Source organism: Sphingomonas sp. S-NIH.Pt15_0812, from assembly GCF_003951315.1.
Classification (GTDB): domain Bacteria; phylum Pseudomonadota; class Alphaproteobacteria; order Sphingomonadales; family Sphingomonadaceae; genus Sphingomonas.
Genome location: NZ_QLJH01000022.1, coordinates 26,483 through 48,939 on the forward strand (window position 1 = coordinate 26,483; position 22,457 = coordinate 48,939).

Sequence of the window (22,457 nt, forward strand, 5' to 3'; positions counted from 1 at the left end):
TCCGATGACCGACCGCTACGCCCTGCTGTCGCTCTATCGTTCGTTGACGCGGCACAAGCTCCATGCCGCGCTCAACATCGGTGGGCTGGCCGTCGGCGTGGCGGTGTTCCTGGTGCTCGGCCTCTATGTCCGGTTCGAGACCAGCTTCGAACGCTGGCTGCCGCATCACGACCGGATCTATCTGATCCAGACCGAGCTGCACCTGCCCGGCAGCCCGTTCAACGGCGCCTATCCGGGCAGCATGGCCGGGATGCTGGAGCAGTTGCGCCAGGACTTTCCCGGCCTGGCCGGCACGCGCATCCGGGGCGGGGCCGGCGCCGGCAGCGTGATGCGGGGCGGCATCGCGCAGCGCGAGGATGTGGCGCAGGTCGATGCGTCCTTCTTCGACGTGTTCGACCTGCCGATGGTGGCGGGCGACGGGCGGCGGGCCCTGGCCGATCCGTCGGCGGCGCTGGTCAGCCGGTCGGCGGCGCAGCGATATTTCGGCAGCGCCGATCCGATCGGGCAGACGATGACGATCGGCTTCGACGGGCCGCAGGTGTTCCGCGTCGCCGGCGTGTTCGAGGATCTGCCCGCCAACACCGATCTGCGCGCGGCGATCCTGACCCCGATCCCGCGCACGCCGCCGCCGATGCGCTGGGACTGGTATCGCTGGGGCACGGCGGCGCTGTCGACCTTCGTCCGCTTCCCGACGCCCGCCGCCGCCCAAGCCTTCGCGGCGAAGCTGCCCGCCTTCCTCCGGCGGCGGGTGGGTCACGATTTCGGGCCGGACCCGAACGCGATCCTGTCGCTGCCGCTGCTGCCGCTGACCGACCTGCACCTGCAACCGCCCGGCGCGGAGAGCGCCAGCCGCGTCGCGACGCTGGTGACGCTGGGGATCGTCGCGGTGCTGGCGCTGCTGATCGCGATCGTCAATTACGTGAACCTCGCCACGGCACGCGCGGGGTTGCGCGCCCGCGAGGTGGCGATGCGCAAGGTCGTCGGAGCCAGCCGCGCCACGCTGGTCGCGCAGTTCATGGCGGAAGCGATCCTGGCGAGCGCGCTGGCGACGCTGGGCGGGCTGATCCTGACCGAGCTGGCGCTGCCGTTCGTCAACGCCACCGCCGGCCTGTCGATCCGCCTTTCCTATCCCACGCTCCTGCCGTGGCTGATCGGCCTGACGATCCTGGTCGGGCTGGTCGCGGGCGTCTATCCGGCGCTGCTGCTGTCGCGCTTCCCGGCCGCATCGGTGCTGGCCAGCGCGCGGATGCCCGGCGGCGGACGCGCGGGCCGGCGGCTGCGCGAGATGCTGGTGGTCGTGCAGTTCGGCCTCGCCACCGCGCTGCTGACCGGCACGCTCGTCCTGACCGCCCAGACCCGGCATCTGCGCCAGGCCGATCTCGGCTTCCGACGCGACGGGTTGCTGGCGCTGCCGTCCTTCGCCGCCGACGATCTCGCGCGCGAGCAGCGGCAGGCGCTGCTGGCGGCGTTCCGCGCGATCCCCGGCGTGGTCGCGGTCGGCACGGCGGATGCGACGCCCGGAAACGGGGTGGGGAACGCGTCCGAACAGGGCGGCGCCGGGGTCGACATCATCGCGATGCCCGGCCGCTCCGGCCCCGGCCTGTCCGTCCTGCGCATCAATACCGGCCCCGACTTCTTCCGCGTCTATGCCCCGCGCCTGCTCGCCGGGCGGCTGCTCGACGACGCGCACCGCCGCGACGACGCGACCGACTGGACCAGGGGCCAGGACGGCTTCAACGTCGTCGTCGACCGCACCGCCGCGGCCGCGCTCGGCTTCCGCTCGGCACAGGCGGCGATCGGCCGGACGGTCGGCGGCGCGCAACCGCGCACGATCGTCGGCGTGATCGAACCGCTCCGCTTCTTCTCGCCGCGCCGCCCGCAGAGCCCGACCCTCTATTTCTATTATCCGGCGACGCCGCCGCGCGGCCTGGCGACGCTGCGCTACACGGGCGACGCGCGCGCCACCCAGATGGCGGTGGCGGCGGCCTGGCACCGGATCGCGCCGCAGGTGCCGCTGGTCGCCGAGCCGGTCGATCGCCGGCTGCGCGAATTCTATGCCGCCGACGATCGCGCCGCGCGGTTGCTGGCGGCGGGCGCGCTGCTGGCGGTGGCGATCGCCTGTATCGGCCTATGGGGCCTCGCCGCCTTCAACGCCGCGCGGCGGATGCACGAGATCGGCATCCGCAAGGTGCTGGGCGCGTCGTCGGCCGACATCGCGCGGCTGCTGACCGGGCAGTTCCTGCGTCCGGTCGTCATCGCCAACCTGATCGCCTGGCCGCTGGCCTTTGTCGGGCTGCGGCTGTGGCTGGCGGGATTCTCCGACCGCATCGCCCTGTCCCCGCTCTACTTCCTCAGCGCCAGCCTGCTCGCGCTGCTGATCGCGGTCGCCACCATCCTGGTCCAGTCGCTGCGCGCCAGCCGCGCCGCCCCCGCATGGGCGCTCCGCCATGACTGACCGGTCCCCCTTCCCTCGCACGGATGCCATCGCATGAACCGCTTCGCCCTGTTGTCGCTCTATCGGTCGCTCACCCGCCACAAAGTCTATGCCGCGCTCAACATCGGCGGGCTGGCGGTCGGCGTCGCCGTGTTCCTGGTGCTCGGCCTCTATGTCCGGTTCGAGACCAGCTTCGAGAAATGGCTGCCGGACCATGACAAGATCTATGTCGTGCAGACGGTGTGGAACCTGCCGGGCAGTCCGTTCAACGGGCGATATCCCGATACGATGGGCGGCCTGCTGGAACAATTGCAGGAGGATTTCCCGGGCACCGTCGGCACGCGCATCTGGGGTGGCGAAGGGGCCGGCAGCGTCCTGCGACGCGGGGTGGCGACCAAGGAGGACGTGGCCGAGGTCGATCCGTCATTCTTCGACGTCTTCGATCTGCCGATGGTGAGCGGTGACGGCCGCCGCGCGCTGGCGGACCCATCGGGCGCGATCATCAGCGAAAGCCTGGCGCACAAATATTTCGGAACCAGCAACCCGATCGGACAAACGATCACCGCGTCATATCAGGGACCACAGACCTACCGGATCGGCGGCGTCTTCCGCGATCTGCCCACCAACAGCGACATGAAGCTGTCCCTGCTCCTCCCCCTTATCAAGGGCGTCGAGCGGGACAATTGGTTCCATTGGGGCAGCACGCACCTGACCACCTATCTCCGCTTCGCCACAGCCGGGGCGGCGCGGACCTATGCACAGAAATTTTCGGCCTTCGTCGATCGTCGCGCGCTGAAGGATTCGGGGCCGAACGCGTCGAAGACCGAGACCCTCGCGCTCCTGCCCCTGACCGAGCAGCATCTCGCCTCGCCCACCGGGAGCGTGTCGAGCAAGAAGCTGACGGTGGTGACCTTGGGGCTGGTCGGCGTGCTGACGCTGCTGATCGCGATCATCAATTACGTGAACCTCGCCACCGCGCGCGCCGGGCTGCGCGCCCGCGAGGTCGCGATGCGCAAGGTTTTGGGCGCAGGTCGCCAGACGCTGGTCACCCAATTCCTGGGCGAGGCGATGCTCATGGTCGGCATCGCCGCGCTCGTCGGTCTGATCCTCGCCGAACTGGGACTACCGCTGGTCAATGCCGCAGGCGGGCTGTCGCTGACCATTCCGTACATGGTGGTCGTGCCCGCCTTGGCGGTGCTGGTGGCGGTGGTCGGCGCGCTGGCGGGCTTCTACCCCGCCCTGCTGTTGTCGCGCGTTCCCGCCGCCGCCGTGCTGGCGTCGTCACGCTCGCCCGGCGGCGGACGGGCCGGGACACGCGTGCGTGAGGCGTTGGTGGTGTTCCAGTTCGGGCTCGCGATCGCGTTCATGATCGGAACGGCCGTGCTGCTGACGCAGGTCCGCCACGTCCGGCAAGCCGATCTCGGCTATCAACGCGATGGTCTCGTCGTCATCCGATCGATCGCGGACGGGAATGTCGCCCCGGCCCAGCGTCGCGCGATGGTGGAGGCGATCCGCGCGCTGCCCGGCGTGCAGCAAGTCGCGCTCGGTGGCGACGGCCCGGGTGGCAGCGGGACGACGAACGCCGACAACGTTCCGCTGCCCGGCGTTCCCGGCGAGGGACCGAGCCTGCGCTGGGTCAGTACGGGCCCGGGCTTTTTCCAGGTCTATGGCGCGCGATTGATGGCGGGACGGATGTTCGACCCGGCACGGCGCGAGGATGACCATCAGCTGATGGATGCGGCACGGAACCACAATATCATCATCAACCGGCTCGGCGTGAAGCAATTGGGGTTCGCCTCGCCCGACGCGGCGATCGGCAAGGTCGTTGGCGGCAACCGCCCGCGCACGATCATCGGAGTCGTGGAGAACCTCCGCTTCGACACGCCGCGCACCCCCGTCGCCCCGACCTACTTCTATTATTCCGGCGATCCTGCGAAAAGCTATCCCATGATCGCCGCCATCCGGTACACCGGCGATCCACGCACCATGCTGGCCCAAATCCGCGCGATTTGGCAGCGGATGGTGCCGCAGGTGCCGTTCGAAGGTGACACCGCCGACAATCGGCTGGCGCGCTATTACAAGGCCGACGAGCAGACGACACGGATGTTCGGGATCGGCGCGGGGCTGGCGGTGCTGATCGGCTGTGTCGGACTCTGGGGCCTCGCCTCGTTCAACACCGCCCGGCGGGTGAGGGAGATCGGCATCCGCAAGACGCTGGGCGCGTCCGCCACCGACATCGTCCGGCTGCTGGTCGGGCAGTTCCTGCGGCCGGTGCTGCTCGCCAATCTGATCGCCTGGCCGCTCGCCTTCGTCGCGATGCGGACATGGCTGGCCGGGTTCGATGATCGGGTGGCGCTGTCGCCGCTGTTCTTCGTCGGGGCCAGCCTGGTGGCGACCGCGATCGCGGTGCTGACCGTGCTCGGCCAGTCGCTGCGCGCCAGCCGCGCCGCCCCCGCCTGGGCGCTGCGCCATGACTAGGCGTTTCGCCATCCTGGTCGCGCTGCTGCTCGCCACCCCCGCCCCGGCGGAGACGTTGCGGGACGCGATCGCGGCGGCCTATGCCGGCAATCCGCAACTCGCCGCCGCCCGCGCCCGGCAGGAGGCGCTGGCCGAGACCCCGGAACAGGCGCGGGCGCTCGGCCGCCCGATTCTCTCCACCGGCGCGAGTTCCGGCTATGACCGGCTGGGTTACGGCACGTCCGGCGCGGCCACGATCGACGCCGCGCTGCCGATCTGGACGGGCGGGCGCGTCCGCTCGGCGGTCCGCGCCGCCGATCGCGACGTCGCCGCCGGGGCGGAGGGGTTGCGCGACGTGGAGGCGGCGGTACTGCAAGGCGTCGTGCTCGCCTATGCCGACCTGCTCTACAACCAGCAGGCGGTGGAGGTCGCCCGCGTCGGCATCGAACGGCTCGACCGGCAGGTGGCGGAGGCCCGCGCTCGCTTCGGCCTGGGACAGGCGACGCGCACCGACGTCGCGCAACTGGAGGCGCAGCGCGCCACCGTCGTCGCCAATCTGGCGGATGCGGAGGGCGCGCTGGCCGCCGCCGAGGCCGCGTATCGCGCCGTCGTCGGACGGGATGCCGGCGTCCTGTCGCCGGAGATACCACCGCCCGCCGCCCTGCCCGAGGATCGCGCGCAGGCGCGTCGCGCGGCCGAGACGGCCAACCCGCTCCTCCTCCAGCAGCGTCGGCTGGTCGAGGCGTCGGCCGCCCGCATCGACCAGGCGCGCGCGGACGGCGCGCCGGCGCTGGACCTGGCGGGCGGTTATGGCCGGGGCGTGCGGATCGGGTCGGGTGACGGGCGCGGCTATCCGGTGGCGGGATCGGTGGGGCTGGCGCTGCGCGTCCCGCTGCTGACCGGTGGCCTGATCCCCGCGCGCATCCGCCAGGCGCAGGCGACCAACCGTGCCGAGCGGTTCCAGGCGGACGCCAGTCTGCGCGAGGCGGTGCGTGCCGCCGATACGGCCTGGGCGTCGCTGACGGCGGCGCAGGCGCGGTTGCGCGCGAATATCGATGGTCTCGCCGCCGCCGACCTGGCGCTGCGCGGCGTGCGGGCGGAATATGGCTTCGGCCTGCGCTCGACCATCGACCTATTGGTGGCCGACCAGAGCTTCCGCGCGGCGCAGCTCGCCGTGGCGTCGGCCCGCGCCGACATGCTGGTCGCGCAAGCCGCGCTGCTGCGCGCGACGGGGCGACTGACGGGCAGCGCCTATGGCTGAGCGGAACCGGGCGACGGCATCGTCACGGTCGCGAAAAACCCGCCGCCCGGCCTCCCAGGCGGTGGGTTTCCCCATCCCGTCCGACGGTGATCAGCCGGTGCGGCGGCCCGACAGGGGGAAGCTGCCGAACGCGCCCGCGCCGACCGAGCCGGTCACCGTGTCGCCATCGATCGTGGCTTCGCAGTCGAGCGTCATCGGCATCGGCACGGTCATGCTCTGCTTCCAGGCGATGGTGTCGCCGTCGACCGTGCCGTTGACGTCCATGCCGCCCATCGCACCGGACACGTCGCCGGTGAAGGTCGCGCCGTCGCTGCGCACGGTCAGCGTCATGTTCTGATCGCCCAGCGGCGACTTGACGGTGCAATCATAGGTGCCGTCGACATTGGCCATGTGCATCTCTCCTTGAGTCCGAAAGCGTCGGTCCGAACGATTCACTTCGCCTTGGGTGCCGTGCCGGACTCCGGGGACGAAGCGACCGACGCCGCCGGCACCACCTCCACCGGCAGGCCGATGGCGTCAAGCTGCGGCTTCACCGTCGCGGCATTGCCGACCACGACCCAGATCGCCTTGGCCGGATCGATCGCCTTCCCGATCGCCTGGTTCAGCTCGGGCAGCGTCAGCGCCCGATAGCGCGCGGTGATCGTGGAATAATAATTGTCCGGCCGCTTGAACAGGTCGTTCGCCTGCATCGCCGACAGCACCGCGCCCGAGGTTTCGAAATTGCCGCTGAGCGAGCGGATGCCCCCCTGGATCGCACGATCGAACTCGACCTGGGTCATCGGCTTGGCCCCCAGGAAATCGGCGATGTCGCTGCGCAGCGCCGCGACCGACGGACCGGTCTGGTCGGCCTGGACCGGGGCGGAGATGCTGTAGGGCGCGGCGAATTCCTGCGTGCGGAACCCGCCCCGGACGCCATAGGACCAGTGCTTGCTCTCGCGCAGGTCCATGTTCATCCGCGACAGGAAGCTGCCACCCAGCGCATCGTTGGCGGTCTCGAGGGGCAGCATGGCCTGGGTGCCGGTCAGCGTGGTGGGGATGGCGCCGACGATGACCGATTGCGGGCTGTCCGGCCGGTCTACCAGCACGATGCGCGGCGACGCGGCGTCGCTGCCCGGCGCGGGGAAGCGCTTCACCCCCGCCGGCGTGGCCGGCGCGCGCCAGTCGCCCAGCGTCCGTTCCAGCGCCGCCTTCACCTCGGCCAGCGGACGGTCGCTGACCACGAAGATCTTGGCCTTGTCGGGCCGCAGCCACGCCTGCTGGAAGGCGACCAGATCGGCACGGGTCAGCGCCGCCACCGCTTGCGGGTCGCCCGCGCCGCGCTGGCGGGAATAGGGCGACTCGGCGCCGTAGAGCAGCGGCGGCATCACCCGCGACGCCAGTCCCGACGGATTGGTCAGCTCCTGCCCGATCTGCGCCAGCTGCTGGGTGCGCACGCGCGTCACCTCCGCCTCGTCGAAGGCGGGATTGCGGACGATATCGGCGAACAAGGCCAGCGCGGGCGCGAGGTTCGCACTCGGCACGCCCAGGCCGACCTGGGTGCGGTCGCCGTTGAACCCGCTGTCGATGCTCGCGCCCAGCCGCTCGCGCGTCTCGGCGATCTGGACCGAGCCCAGCGTCTTGGTCCCCTCGTCCAGCATGTTGAGCGCCAGTTGCTGGGTGCCGAGCTTGGTGGGCACATCCGCCGCCACGCCGGCGTCGAACGACAGCGCCAGTTGCGTGACCGGCACGGCGGTGCGCTGCGCGTAGATCAGCTCGATGCCGTTCGCCAGCCGGCTGCGCTCGACGGCGGGGAAGCTGAGCGTCCCGACCTCGCCCATCGCCGGCAATCCCCCGCGCGTCCCCTTGACCGGCGTTTCCGGCGCGGCCGCGACCTCCGCCTTGGGCGGCACCTTCGCCTCCTCATAGGCGTCGCGCGGGCCGGGCACGACGGTCAGCGTATAGGAAGGCTTGCCCAGCCACTGATCGGCCGCCGCCTTGACGCTCGCCGGGGTCTGGGCGGCAAGCTGCTCCAGTTCCTTCTTGTAGAAGCCGGGATCGTTGGAGAAGAGCGCGCCCTGCGCCAGCGCCACGGCCTTGCCGCCGAAGCCGCCGACCGATTCCAGGCCGCGGATACGGCCCGCCGCCTCGGTGGTGGCGACGCGGCGCACCTCGTCGGCGGTGGGGCCGGTGCGCAGGAAGTCGGCGACGATCTGGTCGATCCGCTTCGTCACCAGCGCCGGATCGACGCCGGGGCGGACCAGCACGCGGATGCCGAACTGGCCGATCTGCGCCGAACTCCAATTATAGGCCGAGGCGCTGACCGCGAGCTTCTCCTGCTTGACCAGGATGGTGTTGAGCCGCGAGCTGGACAGGCCGCCCAGCGCCCCCGCCGCCACGTCGAGTGCGCGGGTCTGCGGGTCGTTGAGGCCGGGCACGGTCCAGTTGCGCACGATCATCACCTGCGCCACCCGATCCGTCATCGTCTCCACCTTGGGCGCGGCGAGCGTCACCACCGGGGCGATGGCCGGCGCGGTCTTCGGACCGGCGGGGATGCCGCCGAAATATTTCGTCACCAGCCGTCTGGCCGTCGCCAGGTCGACATCGCCGGCCAGCACCAGCACCGCATTGTTGGGCGCATAATGGCTGCGGAACCAGTCCTTGACGGTATCCAGCGTCGCCGCGTCCAGATCGGCCATCGACCCGATCGTGTCATGGCCATAGGGGTGGGTTTCGGGCAGCAGGCCGGCCGTCACCTTATAGTCGACCAGGCCATAGGGCTGGTTGTCGCCCTGGCGCTTCTCGTTCTGGACGACGCCGCGCTGCTCGTCGAGCTTCGCCTGGGTCACCGCGCCGAGCAAATAGCCCATGCGGTCCGATTCCAGGAACAGCGCGCGGTCGAGCGCGGCGGTCGGCACCGTCTCGAAATAATTGGTGCGGTCCTGGTTGGTAGTGCCGTTGAAGTCGGTCGCGCCCACCTGCTTCAGCGGCTCGAAAAAGTCGTTCGGGGCGTTTTCGGAACCGTTGAACATCAGATGTTCGAACAGATGCGCGAAGCCCGTCTTGCCCTTGGGTTCGTGCTTGGCGCCGACATCGTACCAGACGCTGACCGCGACGATCGGCGCCTTGCGATCGGTATGGACGATCACGCGCAGCCCATTGGGCAAGGTGAAGCTCTGATAGGGGATGTCGACCGCCTTGACGAGCGTCGCGACGGGCGCGGGTGCCTGTTGCTGCGCGGCGACGGGCGCGGCAAGCGCGACGATGGCGACCCCGGCCAGTGCCGTGATGCGAATGGTCATGATGATCGTCCCCCAATTTTCTCCCCTGGAGCATAGCCATGGCCGGGGCGGACGCAACACGTCACGAAAGGGGCACGCCCTGCCCCCTTGTGTTGCCGATCGGCAACACCATCTTCGCGAATAAGACGAACAGGGATCAGCCATGAACCTAGAGAAATTCACCGACCGCGCGAAAGGCTTCCTTCAATCCGCGCAGACCGTCGCCATCCGCCTCAACCATCAGCGGATCGCTCCCGAACATCTGTTGAAGGCGCTGCTTGAGGATGAGCAGGGCATGGCCGCCGGCCTAATCCAGGCGGCGGGCGGCGACGCCAAGCGCGCGGTCGCCGAGACCGACCTCGCCTTGTCCAAGATCCCGGCCGTGTCCGGATCGGGCGCGCAGTCCAGCCCCGGCCTGGACAATGACGCGGTGCGCGTGCTCGATCAGGCCGAGCAGATCGCGACCAAGGCGGGCGACAGCTTCGTTACGGTCGAGCGGTTGCTGGTGGCGCTCGCCCTCTCGCTCAACACGGCCGCCGGCAAGGCGCTGAAGACGGCGGGCGTGACGCCGGAAGGGCTGAACGGCGCGATCAACCAATTGCGCCAGGGCCGCACCGCCGACACGGCGGGCGCGGAGGACCGCTATGACGCGCTGAAGAAATTCGCGCGCGACCTGACCCAGGCGGCGCGCGACGGCAAGCTCGACCCGGTGATCGGCCGCGACGAGGAGATCCGCCGCACCATCCAGATCCTGGCCCGCCGGACCAAGAACAATCCGGCGCTGATCGGCGAACCCGGCGTCGGCAAGACTGCGATCGCCGAGGGGCTGGCGCTGCGCATCGCCAATGGCGACGTGCCCGACACGCTGAAGGACCGCCGGCTGATGGCGCTCGACATGGGCGCGCTGATCGCCGGGGCGAAATATCGCGGCGAGTTCGAGGAGCGGCTGAAGGGCGTGCTCGACGAGGTGAAGGCCGCCGATGGCGAGGTCGTGCTGTTCATCGACGAGATGCACACGCTGATCGGCGCGGGTAAATCCGAAGGCGCGATGGATGCGGGCAATCTGCTCAAGCCCGCCTTGGCGCGCGGCGAACTGCACTGTGTCGGCGCGACCACGCTCGACGAGTATCGCAAATATGTCGAGAAGGACCCGGCGCTCCAGCGGCGCTTCCAGCCCGTCTTCGTCGGCGAGCCGACCGTGGAAGACACGATCTCGATCCTGCGCGGTCTGAAGGATGTGTACGAGCTGCATCACGGCGTGCGCATCACCGATGGCGCGATCGTGTCGGCGGCGACCTTGTCCAACCGCTACATCACCGACCGATTCCTGCCCGACAAGGCGATCGACCTGATGGACGAGGCCGCCAGCCGCATCCGCATGGAGGTGGAGTCGAAGCCGGAGGAGATCGAGACGCTCGACCGCCGCATCATCCAGCTCAAGATCGAGCGCGAGGCGCTGAAAAAGGAAAGCGATGCCGCCAGCCGCGATCGCCTCGCGACGCTGGAGGGCGACCTGGCCAATCTCGAGCAGCAATCGGCCGAGCTGACCCAGCGCTGGCAGGCGGAGAAGGACAAGATCGGCGCCGAGGCCAAGCTGAAGGAACAGCTGGACCAGGCGCGCGTCGCGCTCGACCAGGCGCAGCGCCAAGGCGACCTGGCCCGCGCGGGCGAGCTGTCCTACGGCACCATCCCCCAGTTGATGAAGCAGCTGGAGGAGGCGCAGGGCCAGACCCAGGGCGCGATGCTGCGCGAGGAGGTGACCGCCGACGATATCGCCGGCGTGGTCAGCCGCTGGACCGGCGTGCCCGTCGACCGGATGCTCCAGGGCGAGCGCGACAAGCTCTTGCGCATGGAAGAGGTGCTGGGCCAGCGCGTGATCGGCCAGGCGGATGCGGTGCGCGCCGTCTCCACCGCCGTGCGGCGTGCGCGGGCCGGACTCCAGGACCCGAACCGGCCGCTGGGCTCGTTCCTGTTCCTGGGGCCGACCGGCGTCGGCAAGACCGAGCTGACCAAGGCACTGGCCGAATTCCTGTTCGACGATCCCAACGCCATGGTCCGCATCGACATGTCCGAGTTCATGGAGAAACATGCCGTGTCGCGGCTGATCGGCGCCCCGCCGGGCTATGTCGGCTATGAGGAAGGCGGCGTGCTGACCGAGGCGGTGCGGCGGCGGCCCTATCAGGTCGTGCTGTTCGACGAGGTGGAGAAGGCGCATGGCGACGTGTTCAACGTGCTGCTCCAGGTGCTGGACGACGGCCGGCTGACCGATGGCCAGGGGCGGACGGTGGATTTCAGCAACACGCTGATCGTGCTGACCTCGAATCTCGGCAGCCAGTTCCTGGCCAATATGGCCGACGACCAGGATGTCGCGACCGTCGAGCCGCAGGTGATGGACATCGTCCGCGCCCATTTCCGCCCGGAATTTCTCAACCGGCTGGACGAGATCATCCTGTTCCACCGGCTGGGCCAGGCGCATATGGGGCCGATCGTCGATATCCAGGTCGGCCGGGTCCAGCGGCTGCTGGCGGACCGCAAGATCACGCTGGAGCTGACCGACGCGGCGCGGGCGTGGCTGGGCCGGGTCGGCTACGACCCCGTCTATGGCGCACGACCGCTACGCCGGGCGGTGCAGCGCCACCTGCAGGACCCGCTCGCCGAACTGATCCTGCGCGGCGAGGTGAAGGACGGCAGCATCGTCCGGGTCGATGAGGGCGACGGGAAGCTGGCGCTGGCGGTGGAATAAGGCCTTGTACCTTGGTCAGAATGTAGGAGCCGGTGGGGACCGGCTCCCCACATTCTGACCAGAGTCGACCATTTGCAAGTCGATGCCCTGCCGAATCCCTGCGTAGCGTCGCGTCTAACAGATGGTGGCTGATCGATACGCGAATTGCGGCAGGCCGCATCCCATGCGCCGTCCCGGTCGCGCTCGATGATCCACCGCTGACCGAACTTGTAGCTCCACACCCAAATTCAACCATGAGGCCACCCGATACGACCCGTACGCCTTGATAGTGGCGACCGTCGATCGGCAGGTGATCATAGGTATAGACCGTCAGGCCGGCTGGCCGAACATGGTGGTCAGGCCGGAATCTCGTTACCCAGGCTCATGCGAATGCCTGCTCTGATGTTGCCGATGTACTTGGCCAGGACCAAAAAAAGCGCGCCCGGTTGCCCGGACGCGCCCTTGGTCGTCGGTGGTTCGTCGACTTAGAAGTTGCCGCGCACGATGAAGGAGAAGCGGCGGTCGTTCATGAAATAGCTGCGCGGGGCCAGCTGGCTGGGATCGCCGGTATAGGCCTGCAGCGTCTTGGTCGTGGTGTTGGTCAGGTTGACGCCCTGCACACCGATCTTGACGTATTTGTTGAGGTTCAGGAACGCCGAGGCGTCGAGCGTGCCCGTGTCGGCCTGGAAGATCGACGTATAGGGGAAGATCACGTCGGCCGCCGTCAACAGATATTTCGACCGCCAGTTATACGCCGCCCGCAGCGACACCGGCCCCTTCTCATAGAAGATCGTCGCGTTGACATTGTGCTTCGACAGACCCTCGAACGGCAAGTTGCCCGGCTTGATCGTCGAGACGTTGGACGGCGCGCCGGTGTTCAGGAAGCTGTTGGGCAGGCCCGAGCTGTCGATAAACGAATAGTTGGCGTTGACGCCGAAGCCACTCAGCAAGCCCGGCAGGAAGTCGAAGGTCTGCTGGTAGGCGACCTCGACGCCCTTGATCTTGCCCTTGCCGGTGAAGTTCTCCGGATAGCGGAACTGCACCGATTCGGTGACACCGTTGCTGGTGACGTTGCGCGGCAGGATCGATTGGTAGAAGAAGTTCGACACTTCCTTGTAGAAGGCATCGACCGTCAGCGAACCGACCCGCGCGAAATACCATTCCAGCGTGGCGTCGAACTGCCAGGCGGTGGCGGGCTTCAGGTACGGATTGCCCGAAGTCGCGATCGGCTGGCCGCTGGCCGCATCGGTGCCATAGGTCTGGTAGTTGCGGATGTTCGCCGAATCCGGCCGGGTCAGCACCTTGGAGGCGGCGAGACGCACGATCAGGTCGCGCGACAGGCCCAGCTTCAGGTTCGCGCTCGGCAACCAATAGGTATAGCCGGTGCGCGCCACGTCCGGCGTGGTCGCGCCGGTCGCGAACTGCTGGAGCGCGGCATAGGCGGATGCGCCCAGGCGACAGATGCCGCCCGGCGTCTGCGGCGTTCCACCGGGCGGGGTCACCGCCGCGCATCGACCGGCATAGTCTTGCACGATGCCGAAGGCTTCGCGGGTTGGGATGGTGAAGGCGCCAGCCGAGGCCACGTCGGTATGGACGAAGCGCACGCCGACATTGCCGTCGACGCGGACACCGGCGAACAGCGGATCGTTCGACCCGAAATTCACCATCGCATAGGCGTTGGTGTCCTGCTGGTTCACATCCTGGATTTCACCCGGCAGGTAGTAGGAACCGGGGATCGCCCCTCCACGCTGGGCGGCACCGACGAAACGGTTGGTCGCACCCGCACCGTTGGTGGTACGCCAGATATCGTTCAACGACTGGAAAAACGCCACCGACTGGTCGTAATTCTTCAGCAGGTCACCATTATAATAATAACCCCCGACCGGCCCCGGCGTCTGGCCACGGAAAAAGTTGGGGAAGGTATAAAAGTCGGTGTTCTGAACGCCGCCCTGCTGGATCGTCACCGGCGCGCCCGACCAGACTTCGCTGATCGCGCCCCAGTTATAGGCCGAGTAGCGCACCGTCTGCTGGCGCTCGGCATAGCGCGCGCCGAACTTGATGCGCTTCAGGAAATTGGCATCGTCGTTGAAGTTGTACGCGAAGTCGGCCTTCAGCGCATATTCCGAACCGCTGCTTTCCTCGAAATGGTCCATCGCCGCGCGCCAGAAAGTAGCGCGGGGATCTTTGAAATAGGTCGCATCGTCCTGGCCGGCATAGATGCTCGATCCACCCAGATTGACCGGGCGATGTGGTATAACGACCGGCAGGCTGCCAGTCAGGTCCAGTTCCTGGTCGGCAAAGGTCGAACCGAAGACCGCGAAGTCCTTCTGCGTCCGCTTCGCCATCGTATAATCGGCGTCGAGGTTGACCGCCCAATGTTCGTCCGGGTTGAACTTCAGATTGAAGCCGATGTCCTGGACGATATTGGATTCGTAGACCTGGCGACGCGACAGCGACTGCTGGATGCCGCCGGCTGGAACCGTGTCGCTGGCCGAACGCCAGCCCGTGCCCGGCAGAGTGACGATGCCCTTCTGGAACAGACCGCTATCGTCATATTCATAGTTCTGGAACTGGCCCACCGGGCATTCAGCGCGCGTCCCGGGGTTGCTGGTCAGGGGCGGCGAGGTGCTGGGGTCGTCGATGCGCGGCGAGCCGTTCGCATTGGGCAGACAGCCCGTAGGATAGGTGTTGTATTCCGACAGGTCGGGCGCGGTCTCGAACGTGTGCTCGCCCCAGCTCTGCGTCGAGTGCGAGCGCAGGAACTGGAGGGTGGCGACGGTCTGCTTGTCGGTGCTCTCCCACTGCGCGGCGAGCGCGATGCCGCGCCGCTTGCGGTCGAAATCCTGGCTGCGGAACTGGCCGCCGATCGGCGCATAGGCGTTGGGCCGGAAATCGGCGAAGCCGTCCGCCCCCGGCGTCCCCGTCGCACCGCACAGCGAATTAGCGGCGGGCAGCGTCACCGTGTCGCTGCTGCCGGGCAGCGGGTTGCGGCAGAGCTGCGACAGCACGTTGCCGGCGGTCAGGTTGCCCGACGGCGCGAACTGGTTGTCGCGCGTCTGGAAGTTGGTGATCTGGATGCCGTCCGCCCGGCTCTTCAGCCGCGAATAGGAGGCGCTGCCGAGCAGGCCGAGGCGACCGATGCCCGTATCCCAGGTGTCACTGAGCAACACCGAGCCGGTCGGCGTCCACTTCTTGCGGAAATCGCCGTAATTGGCCTCGGCGTTGAGGCTGGCATGGAGGCCGGGATTGTCGAACGGCTTGCGCGTGTTGAGGTTGACCGTGCCGGCCAGGCCGCCCTCGATCAGTTCGGCGGTGGCGTTCTTGTACACCTCGACCGAACCGAGCAGTTCGGCCGGCACGTCGGCGAAGTTCAGCGCCTGGCCACCGACGCCCGCGGCGAAGGCGTCACGCCCGTTGAACTCCGACCGGACGAAGTTCAGGCCGCGCACCACGACGCCCGAACCCTCGACCGAGAAGTGGTCCGGGTCGTTCGAGCCGGCGAAGCGGTTGATCGACACGCCGGGAACGCGCTGCAGCGCCTCGGTGACCGAGCGGTCGGGCAGCGCGCCGATGTCCGACGCGGTGATCGCGTCGACGACGGTGTCGGAATTGCGCTTGATGTTCTGGGCATTGGCCAGGCTCTGGCGGATGCCGGTGACGACGATCTCGCCCTCGTTCGACTCGCTCGGCGGCGTGGTGCCGTCCTGCGGGGGCAGGGTGTCGCCGCGCGCCACCTCGGGCGAGGGCGCGGTGCCGGTGTTGTTGGTCGCCGCCGGATCGGTCGCGGTGCTGGCCGGGCTGGCGGTGCCGGCCGTCCCCTGGCCCGCGACCGCGCCCGTCTGCGCCTGGGCCGGCGCGGCGAGCGCGACGACGCACAAGGCTGTTGCCGATACGCCGCAGTGCAGCAGTCTGGCGATGTTGAATGCAGTGGCGCCGCCCGTCGGCGCGGCAGATCGATACCCCATGACCCTCTTCCCTGGTTAGCGCTGCCATTACAGCTGCCGCTTGATCTTCGATTTGGTTATGCACGGAAAATCACTGGAGCAAGGAGATTTGTTTGCGGTATCATTGATCTGAAACACATGGCGTGACGATGGTGGACAAGCGTTGCAAAAAGGCAACGAGGCCAAATCATGGCGTGTCTTTAAATCTTATCATTGGAACCGGTTTCAGCCGGTCGGATCGAAATGGAGCGGATGAAAGGATGACCGAGACACCCCCTATCCGGGTCGTGATCGTCGGCGGCGGCACGTCGGGCTGGATGGCGGCGGCGGCGCTCGCCAAGCTGTTGCCGCGCCGCTGCACCGTCCACCTGGTCGAGTCGGAAGCAATCGGCATCGTCGGCGTCGGCGAGGCGACGCTGCCGCATATCCGCGCCTTCAACGAGCGGCTGGGCATCCGCGAGGCCGACTTCATGGCCTGGACGCGTGCGACCTTCAAACTGGGCATCGAGTTCCGCGACTGGGGGCGGATCGGCGACAGCTATATCCACCCCTTCGGCACCTTCGGGCGCGGGCAGAGCGAGGTGGACTTCCACCATTATTGGGCGCGGCTGATGCAGGCCGGCGTCGATGTGCCGCCGATCGAGCAATTCTCCATGGCCTGCACCATGGCGCGCGAGGGCCGGTTCGCGCTGCCGACCACCGACCCGCGCCAGATCACCACCACCTTCGGCTATGCCTATCAGTTCGATGCGGTGCTGTTCGCCCCCTATCTGCGCGCGCTGGCGGAGGACATGGGCGCGGTGCGGAGCGAAGGCATCGTCGTCGATGTCGAGCGCGACGGCGAGGGCGGCGACCTGACCGCGATCCGGCTGGCCGACGGGCGGCGGATCGAGGGTGACCTGTTCGTCGACTGTTCGGGCTTCCGCTCGCTGCTCTTGGGCGGCGCGATGGGCGAGCCGTTCCAGGACTGGTCGCGCTGGCTGCCCGCCGACCGGGCGGTGGCGATGCCGTGCCGCACCGAAACGGCGCTGACGCCCTATACCAGCGCGATCGCCATGCCGGCGGGCTGGCGCTGGCGCATCCCGCTCCAGCATCGCACCGGCAATGGCTATGTCTATGCGAGCGGCTTCACCGCCGACGACGCGGCGCGCGACGCGCTGGTCGCGGCGGTGGAGGGCGAGCCGATCGCCGACCCGCGCCTGTTGCGCTTCACCGCCGGGCGGCGCGAGCGAAGCTGGGTGGGTAATTGCGTCGCCATCGGCCTGGCCAGCGGGTTTCTGGAGCCGCTGGAGTCGACCAGCATCTATCTGGTGCAGCAGGCGATCACCGCGCTGATCGAACTCTTCCCCCAGGGCCGCGTCCGCGGCGTCGACCGCGACGAGTTCAACCGCGTCATCGACCTGGAATATGAGCGGATCCGCGATTTCCTGATCCTGCATTATCATGCGACCGAGCGCGACGATTCCGAATTCTGGCGCTATGTCAGGACCATGACCATTCCGGACAGCTTGGCGGAGAAGATGGAGCTGTTCCGTCGGCGCGGCCGGATCGTGAAGTATCGCGAGGGCGTGTTCCTGGATGCGAGCTGGGTCGCGGTCTATCTGGGCCAGCGCGTCCGCCCGGAGGGGCGCGACCCGCGCGCCGACCTGCCGGCGATGGACGTGCTGATGCGGGGCATGACGAACCTGCGCGACGAGGTCGCCGCCACCGCCGCCGCGATGCCGGGCCACCTTGCCTTTATCGATCGCTATTGCCCGATGAGCCCGACCGCATGAGCGATCGGCACGGACCGATCCGCCGGGTGCTGGTGGCCGGCGGCGGACTGGTCGGCTGGTCGGCGGCGGCGGCCCTGCAGCGACGGCTGCCCTGGCTGGAGGTGGTGATCCTGCCGATCGCGCCACCGGCCGATGCGATCGCCGACCGGATGCGCGCCACCCTGCCCTCGATCCTGGGCTTTCACGAGGATCTGGGCCTGTCGGACGCTGATGCGGTGGTCCGCACTGGCAGCAATATCCGGCTGGGGACGCTGTTCGAGGGTTGGACGACGGGGCGGGCCGGACACCTCACCGATTATGTGCACGCCTATGGCCGGCACGGGCGGCCGTTCGAGGGCGGCTCCTTCCACCTCCATTGGGCCCGTGCGGCGCGGCACCAGGTCCCAGCGCCGTTCGACCGCTTCTCCGCGGCGGCGGTGATGGCGCGCGCCGGCCGGTTCGCGGTGCCCGCCGATGATCCGGAGGCGCTGGTCGGCGGCTTCGAGCATGGGCTGCATATCGATCCCGTCCGCTATGCGGCGATGCTGCGCGCCTTCGCGCTCCATTGCGGGGTGCGCGAACGGGCGGGCGACCTGACCGGCGTGGAGATCGGCGAGGATGGCTTCGTCGCGGCGGCGCTGCTGGCGGAGGGCGACCGGGTCGAGGCCAATCTGTTCGTCGACGCCACCGGCCCGGCGGCGCGGCTGCGGAGCGCCCTGGACGATGCGCGCATCTCCTGGGCATCGTGGCTGCCCTGCGACCGGCTGATCCTGGAGGACGCGGCGGCGATGCCCGCCGATCCGCTCGACCGGGTGACGGCGCATGGCTGCGGCTGGCGCTGGACAGGCGGCGGATCGCAGGGGCTGGTCTATGCCAGTGCCTCTGCCGGGGCGGCCGAATGGGGCGGCCAGGGGGTCGCGATCGATCCCGGCACGCGGCCCCGCCCCTGGCTGCGCAACTGCGTCGCGATCGGCGATGCCGCGACCGCCGTGGAGCCACTGGAATGGACCAACCTCCATCTGGCGCACAGCGCGATCGACCGGATCGTCGCGATGCTGCCGGGTCGCGATTGCGCGCCCGTGGAGCTGGCCGAATATAACCGCCAATGCGCCGCCGAGGCGGAGCGGGTGCGCGACTTCCTGGCGCTGCATTATGCGGTGTCCGACCGGCCCGAGCCGTTCTGGCGCGCGGTGGCCGACGTCGCGCCGCCGCCCTCGCTGGCGCACAGCCTGGCGCAGTTCCGCGCGCGGGGGCGCCTGCCCTTCTACGAAGAGGAGACCTTCGCCAAGGACAGTTGGCTCGCCGTGCTGATCGGCCAGAACGTGCTGCCCGAGCGCGACGATCCGCTGATCGCGCTGGTGCCGCCCGACCGGGCTACCGCCGCCATGACCCATCATGCCCAGGCGCTCGCCGCCGCCATCGCCGCGCTGCCTCCGGCCGGCGCCGCCCATCCCATTCTGCAGAGGTCCCGATCCCGATGAACGAACATGCGATCCGCGACGTGGTGATCGTCGGCGGCGGCACCGCCGGCTGGATGGCCGCCGCCGCCTTCTCGCGCTTCCTCAACAACGGCCATACCCGCATCACGCTGATCGAGTCGGAGGAGATCGGCACGATCGGCGTCGGCGAGGCGACGATCCCGCCGCTGGTCAGCTTCAACCAGATGCTCGGCATCAACGAGAACGACTTCCTGCGCGAGACGGCGGGCACGTTCAAACTGGGCATCGAGTTCGTCGACTGGGGCCGGCTCGGCGACCGGTATTTCCACCCCTTCGGCAGCCACGGCCATGACCTGCAGGGCGTGCATTTCCACCAGCTCTACCTGCGCGAGCGACAGCGCCAGGCGCTGCCGCCGATCGCCACCTGGTCGATGAGCGCGGTGGCGGCGGCGGCGGGCAAGTTCGGCCGCCCCTCGCCCGAGGCGCAGTCGCCGATCCGCGAACTCCTCTATGCCTTCCATTTCGACGCCGGCCTCTATGCCCGCTTCCTGCGTCGCTATGCGGAAGCGAATGGCGTGACCCGGATCGAGGGCAAGGTCGCGGACGTCACGCTCCGGCCGGAGGACGGGCATGTCGCCGCGGTGACGCTGGCGGACGGGCGGCAGGTCGCGGGCGACCTGTTCATCGACTGTTCGGGCTTTCGCGGCCTGCTGATCGAGGAGGCGCTGGAGACGGGCTATGAACCCTGGGGCCAGTGGCTGCCCTGCGACCGTGCGGTCGCGGTGCCGAGCGCGCTGACCGGCGAGCCCGATCCCTTCACCCGCGCCACCGCGCACAAGGCCGGCTGGCAGTGGCGCATCCCGCTCCAGCACCGGATGGGCAACGGCCTGGTCTATGCCAGCCAGTTCCTCGACGACGATGCGGCGGAGCGCGAACTGCTCAGCCGGCTGGAGGGCGCGCCGCTCGCCGAGCCGCGCCGCCTGTCCTTCACCACCGGGCGGCGGCGCGAATGCTGGAGCCGCAACGTCGTCGCGCTCGGCCTGTCGAGCGGCTTCATCGAACCGCTGGAATCGACCAGCATCCACTTCATCCAGTCCGGCATCGCCCGGCTGATCGCGCTGTTCCCGGACAAGCGCTTCGACCCGGTCGAGCGCACCGAATTTAACCGCCAGATGCGCGAACTGTACGAGGATGTCCGCGACTTCGTGATCCTCCACTACAAGGCGACCGAGCGCACCGACTCGCCCTTCTGGGATCGGTGCCGGACGATGGAGGTGCCGGACTCGCTGCGGCGCAAGATGGACCTGTTCCGCGCCAAGGGCCGCGTCTTCCGCGATTCGATGGAGCTGTTCGCGACGACCAGCTGGGTCGCGGTGGCGTTCGGCCAGCATCTCTGGCCCGAGCATCACGAGCCGGCGGTGGACGCGCTGGACGAAGACCGCGTCGCCGCCGCCCTGGCGCAGATGCACCAGGGCTATGCGCAGGTCGCACAGCAACTGCCCAGCCACGGCGCCTTCCTGCGCCAGACCGCGCTGTCGCCGCTCGCCTCGGGAGCCGCGCCCACCCCTGTCCCGGCGTCTGCGCCCGCGCCCGCCGACGCGCTGCCGCGCTTCTCGTTCGAGTCGGATTCGCCCTTCACCGGCACGATGGGCTCGCCGGTATGAGCGAGGCGGCGATCCGCGACATCGTCATCGTCGGCGGCGGCACCGCCGGCTGGATGGCGGCGGCGGGCATCGCGCGGCTGGCGGGGGCGCTGCCCGGCGCGACGATCACCCTGATCGAGTCGGACGCGATCGGCACGGTGGGCGTCGGCGAGGCGACCATCCCGCAGATCACGCTGTTCAACACGCTGCTCGGCATCGACGAGGCGGAGTTCGTGCGGGCGACGCGGGCGACGTACAAGCTCGGCATCGAGTTCGTCGACTGGACGCGGATCGGCCATCGCTATGTCCATCCCTTCGGCCTGTACGGCATCGACATGGCGGGGGTGGAGTTCCACCATCACTGGCTGCGCGGCGCGGCGCTGGGCGACGCGGCGCCGCTCGACGCCTATTCGCTGGCGGTGGTCGGCGGGCTGGACGGGCGCTTCGCCCATCCCCGGCCTGACCAGCCCAATTCGCCGCTGGCGAAACTCGCCTATGCCTTCCAGTTCGATGCCGGCCTTTATGCCCGCTTCCTGCGCGCCCGCGCCGAAGGCTGGGGCGTGGTGCGGCGCGAGGGGCGGATCACCCAGGTCCACCGGCACGCCGAGAGCGGGCATGTCGCCTCGGTCGAACTGGCCGACGGCGCGACCATCGCGGGCGACCTGTTCATCGACTGTTCGGGCTTTCGCGGCCTGCTGATCGAGGAGACGATGGGTGCCGGGTTCGAGGATTGGACCGACTGGCTGCCCTGCGACCGCGCCTGGGCGGTGCCGTGCGAACCGGGCGGCGACCGCCAGCCGCTGACCCGCTCCACCGCGCGTCCCGCCGGCTGGCAATGGCGAATCCCGCTCCAGCACCGGATCGGTAATGGCTATGTCTATAGCAGTGCGCATATCTCGGACGACGAGGCGGCGGCGCTGCTGCTGGCCAATCTGGACGGGCGGCCGATCGCCGATCCCAAGCCCTTGCGCTTCACCGCCGGGCATCGCCGCCGCGCCTGGGTCGGCAATGTCGTGGCGCTGGGCCTGGCCGGCGGGTTCCTGGAGCCGCTGGAATCGACCAGCATCCATCTGGTCCAGTCGGGCATCGCCCGGCTGATGGCGCTGTTCCCCGATCGCGGCTTCGACCCGCTGCTGGCGGAGCGGTTCAATGCGGAGACGGAGCGGGAATATCGCGACATCCGCGACTTCCTGGTGCTGCACTACAAGGCGACCGAGCGCGACGATTCGCCATTCTGGGACTATTGCCGCACCCTGCCGCCGCCGCCGGGGCTGGCGGAGAAGCTGGCGATGTTCGCGACGAACGGCCGCATCCACCGCGAGAATAACGAGCTGTTCACCGAGACGAGCTGGCTGTCGGTGATGATCGGCCAGGGCGTGATGCCCCGGCGTCACCATCCGATCGCCGACACGCTGCCCCCGGCCGAGCTGCTGCACCGGCTGGGGCATATCCGCAGCGTCGTCACCGACACCGCGCGCGCGATGCCGCGCCAGGACGATTATCTCCGCCAGATCGGCTGCGATCTCGGCACATAAGGCGCCTTTCC

The 22,457-nt window shown here is 68.9% G+C and carries 11 protein-coding genes; 8 read left to right on the forward strand and 3 right to left on the reverse strand.

Annotation, left to right across the window (positions count from 1 at the left end; translation table 11 throughout):
* The first annotated feature begins 4 nt into the window (after positions 1 to 4).
* The 3 genes from BRX43_RS14235 to BRX43_RS14245 are packed head-to-tail and all read left to right on the forward strand — an operon-like array spanning position 5 to position 6,152.
* A complete protein-coding gene (locus BRX43_RS14235; protein ID WP_125995759.1) occupies positions 5 to 2,455 on the forward strand; it encodes an ABC transporter permease in 2,451 nt (816 codons plus the stop codon).
* A gap of 33 nt (positions 2,456 to 2,488) precedes the next feature.
* Complete coding sequence (locus BRX43_RS14240) at positions 2,489 to 4,912, forward strand: ABC transporter permease (protein WP_125995760.1); 2,424 nt, start codon at positions 2,489 to 2,491, stop codon at positions 4,910 to 4,912.
* Positions 4,905 to 6,152, forward strand: coding sequence for a TolC family outer membrane protein (locus BRX43_RS14245; RefSeq protein ID WP_125995761.1), 1,248 nt, complete (start codon positions 4,905 to 4,907; stop codon positions 6,150 to 6,152). Before BRX43_RS14240 ends, BRX43_RS14245 begins: the two co-directional genes overlap by 8 nt.
* Positions 6,153 to 6,242: 90 nt before the next feature.
* Here the strand turns inward: BRX43_RS14245 and BRX43_RS14250 are convergent, their stop codons facing one another.
* Both BRX43_RS14250 and BRX43_RS14255 read right to left on the reverse strand, forming a co-directional pair.
* Positions 6,243 to 6,542, reverse strand: coding sequence for a hypothetical protein (locus tag BRX43_RS14250; protein WP_125995762.1), 300 nt, complete (start codon positions 6,540 to 6,542; stop codon positions 6,243 to 6,245).
* A gap of 41 nt (positions 6,543 to 6,583) precedes the next feature.
* Positions 6,584 to 9,430 (reverse strand): pitrilysin family protein, encoded by a 2,847-nt coding sequence (locus tag BRX43_RS14255; protein WP_206433226.1) that lies wholly within the window; start codon positions 9,428 to 9,430, stop codon positions 6,584 to 6,586.
* Positions 9,431 to 9,572: 142 nt separating this feature from the next.
* Between BRX43_RS14255 and clpB the strand changes: the two genes are divergently transcribed.
* On the forward strand, positions 9,573 to 12,152 hold the full coding sequence (clpB, locus tag BRX43_RS14260) for an ATP-dependent chaperone ClpB (protein WP_125995763.1): 2,580 nt from the start codon (positions 9,573 to 9,575) through the stop codon (positions 12,150 to 12,152).
* A gap of 464 nt (positions 12,153 to 12,616) precedes the next feature.
* Here clpB and BRX43_RS14265 read toward each other — a convergent pair whose 3' ends face one another.
* Positions 12,617 to 16,096, reverse strand: a complete 3,480-nt coding sequence (locus BRX43_RS14265; RefSeq protein WP_125995764.1) for a TonB-dependent receptor — start codon at positions 16,094 to 16,096, stop codon at positions 12,617 to 12,619.
* Between the two features lie 239 nt (positions 16,097 to 16,335).
* Here BRX43_RS14265 and BRX43_RS14270 point away from each other — a divergent pair, with 239 nt between their 5' ends.
* Genes BRX43_RS14270 through BRX43_RS14285 form a run of 4 tightly spaced genes read left to right on the forward strand, consistent with a single transcriptional unit; the run spans position 16,336 to position 22,446 of the window.
* On the forward strand, positions 16,336 to 17,850 hold the full coding sequence (locus tag BRX43_RS14270; protein ID WP_125995765.1) for a tryptophan halogenase family protein: 1,515 nt from the start codon (positions 16,336 to 16,338) through the stop codon (positions 17,848 to 17,850).
* Positions 17,847 to 19,310 (forward strand): tryptophan halogenase family protein, encoded by a 1,464-nt coding sequence (locus BRX43_RS14275; protein WP_125995766.1) that lies wholly within the window; start codon positions 17,847 to 17,849, stop codon positions 19,308 to 19,310. The genes BRX43_RS14270 and BRX43_RS14275 overlap by 4 nt, the downstream gene beginning before the upstream one ends.
* Positions 19,307 to 20,932: a tryptophan halogenase family protein gene (locus BRX43_RS14280; RefSeq protein ID WP_125995767.1), complete on the forward strand. Its 1,626-nt coding sequence runs from the start codon at positions 19,307 to 19,309 to the stop codon at positions 20,930 to 20,932. The genes BRX43_RS14275 and BRX43_RS14280 overlap by 4 nt, the downstream gene beginning before the upstream one ends.
* On the forward strand, positions 20,929 to 22,446 hold the full coding sequence (locus BRX43_RS14285; RefSeq protein ID WP_125995768.1) for a tryptophan halogenase family protein: 1,518 nt from the start codon (positions 20,929 to 20,931) through the stop codon (positions 22,444 to 22,446). The genes BRX43_RS14280 and BRX43_RS14285 overlap by 4 nt, the downstream gene beginning before the upstream one ends.
* Positions 22,447 to 22,457: the final 11 nt, after the last annotated feature.

What these genes read in the sequence shown, in the direction of transcription:
- BRX43_RS14235 (WP_125995759.1), top strand. Translation starts at nt 5, where the DNA reads ATGACCGACCGCTACGCCCTGCTGTCGCTCTATCGTTCGTTGACGCGG.
- BRX43_RS14285 (WP_125995768.1), top strand. Translation starts at nt 20,929, where the DNA reads ATGAGCGAGGCGGCGATCCGCGACATCGTCATCGTCGGCGGCGGCACC.
- BRX43_RS14250 (WP_125995762.1), bottom strand. Translation starts at nt 6,542, where the DNA reads ATGGCCAATGTCGACGGCACCTATGATTGCACCGTCAAGTCGCCGCTG.
- BRX43_RS14265 (WP_125995764.1), bottom strand. Translation starts at nt 16,096, where the DNA reads ATGGGGTATCGATCTGCCGCGCCGACGGGCGGCGCCACTGCATTCAAC.
- BRX43_RS14240 (WP_125995760.1), top strand. Translation starts at nt 2,489, where the DNA reads ATGAACCGCTTCGCCCTGTTGTCGCTCTATCGGTCGCTCACCCGCCAC.
- BRX43_RS14270 (WP_125995765.1), top strand. Translation starts at nt 16,336, where the DNA reads ATGACCGAGACACCCCCTATCCGGGTCGTGATCGTCGGCGGCGGCACG.
- BRX43_RS14275 (WP_125995766.1), top strand. Translation starts at nt 17,847, where the DNA reads ATGAGCGATCGGCACGGACCGATCCGCCGGGTGCTGGTGGCCGGCGGC.
- clpB (WP_125995763.1), top strand. Translation starts at nt 9,573, where the DNA reads ATGAACCTAGAGAAATTCACCGACCGCGCGAAAGGCTTCCTTCAATCC.
- BRX43_RS14255 (WP_206433226.1), bottom strand. Translation starts at nt 9,430, where the DNA reads ATGACCATTCGCATCACGGCACTGGCCGGGGTCGCCATCGTCGCGCTT.
- BRX43_RS14280 (WP_125995767.1), top strand. Translation starts at nt 19,307, where the DNA reads ATGAACGAACATGCGATCCGCGACGTGGTGATCGTCGGCGGCGGCACC.
- BRX43_RS14245 (WP_125995761.1), top strand. Translation starts at nt 4,905, where the DNA reads ATGACTAGGCGTTTCGCCATCCTGGTCGCGCTGCTGCTCGCCACCCCC.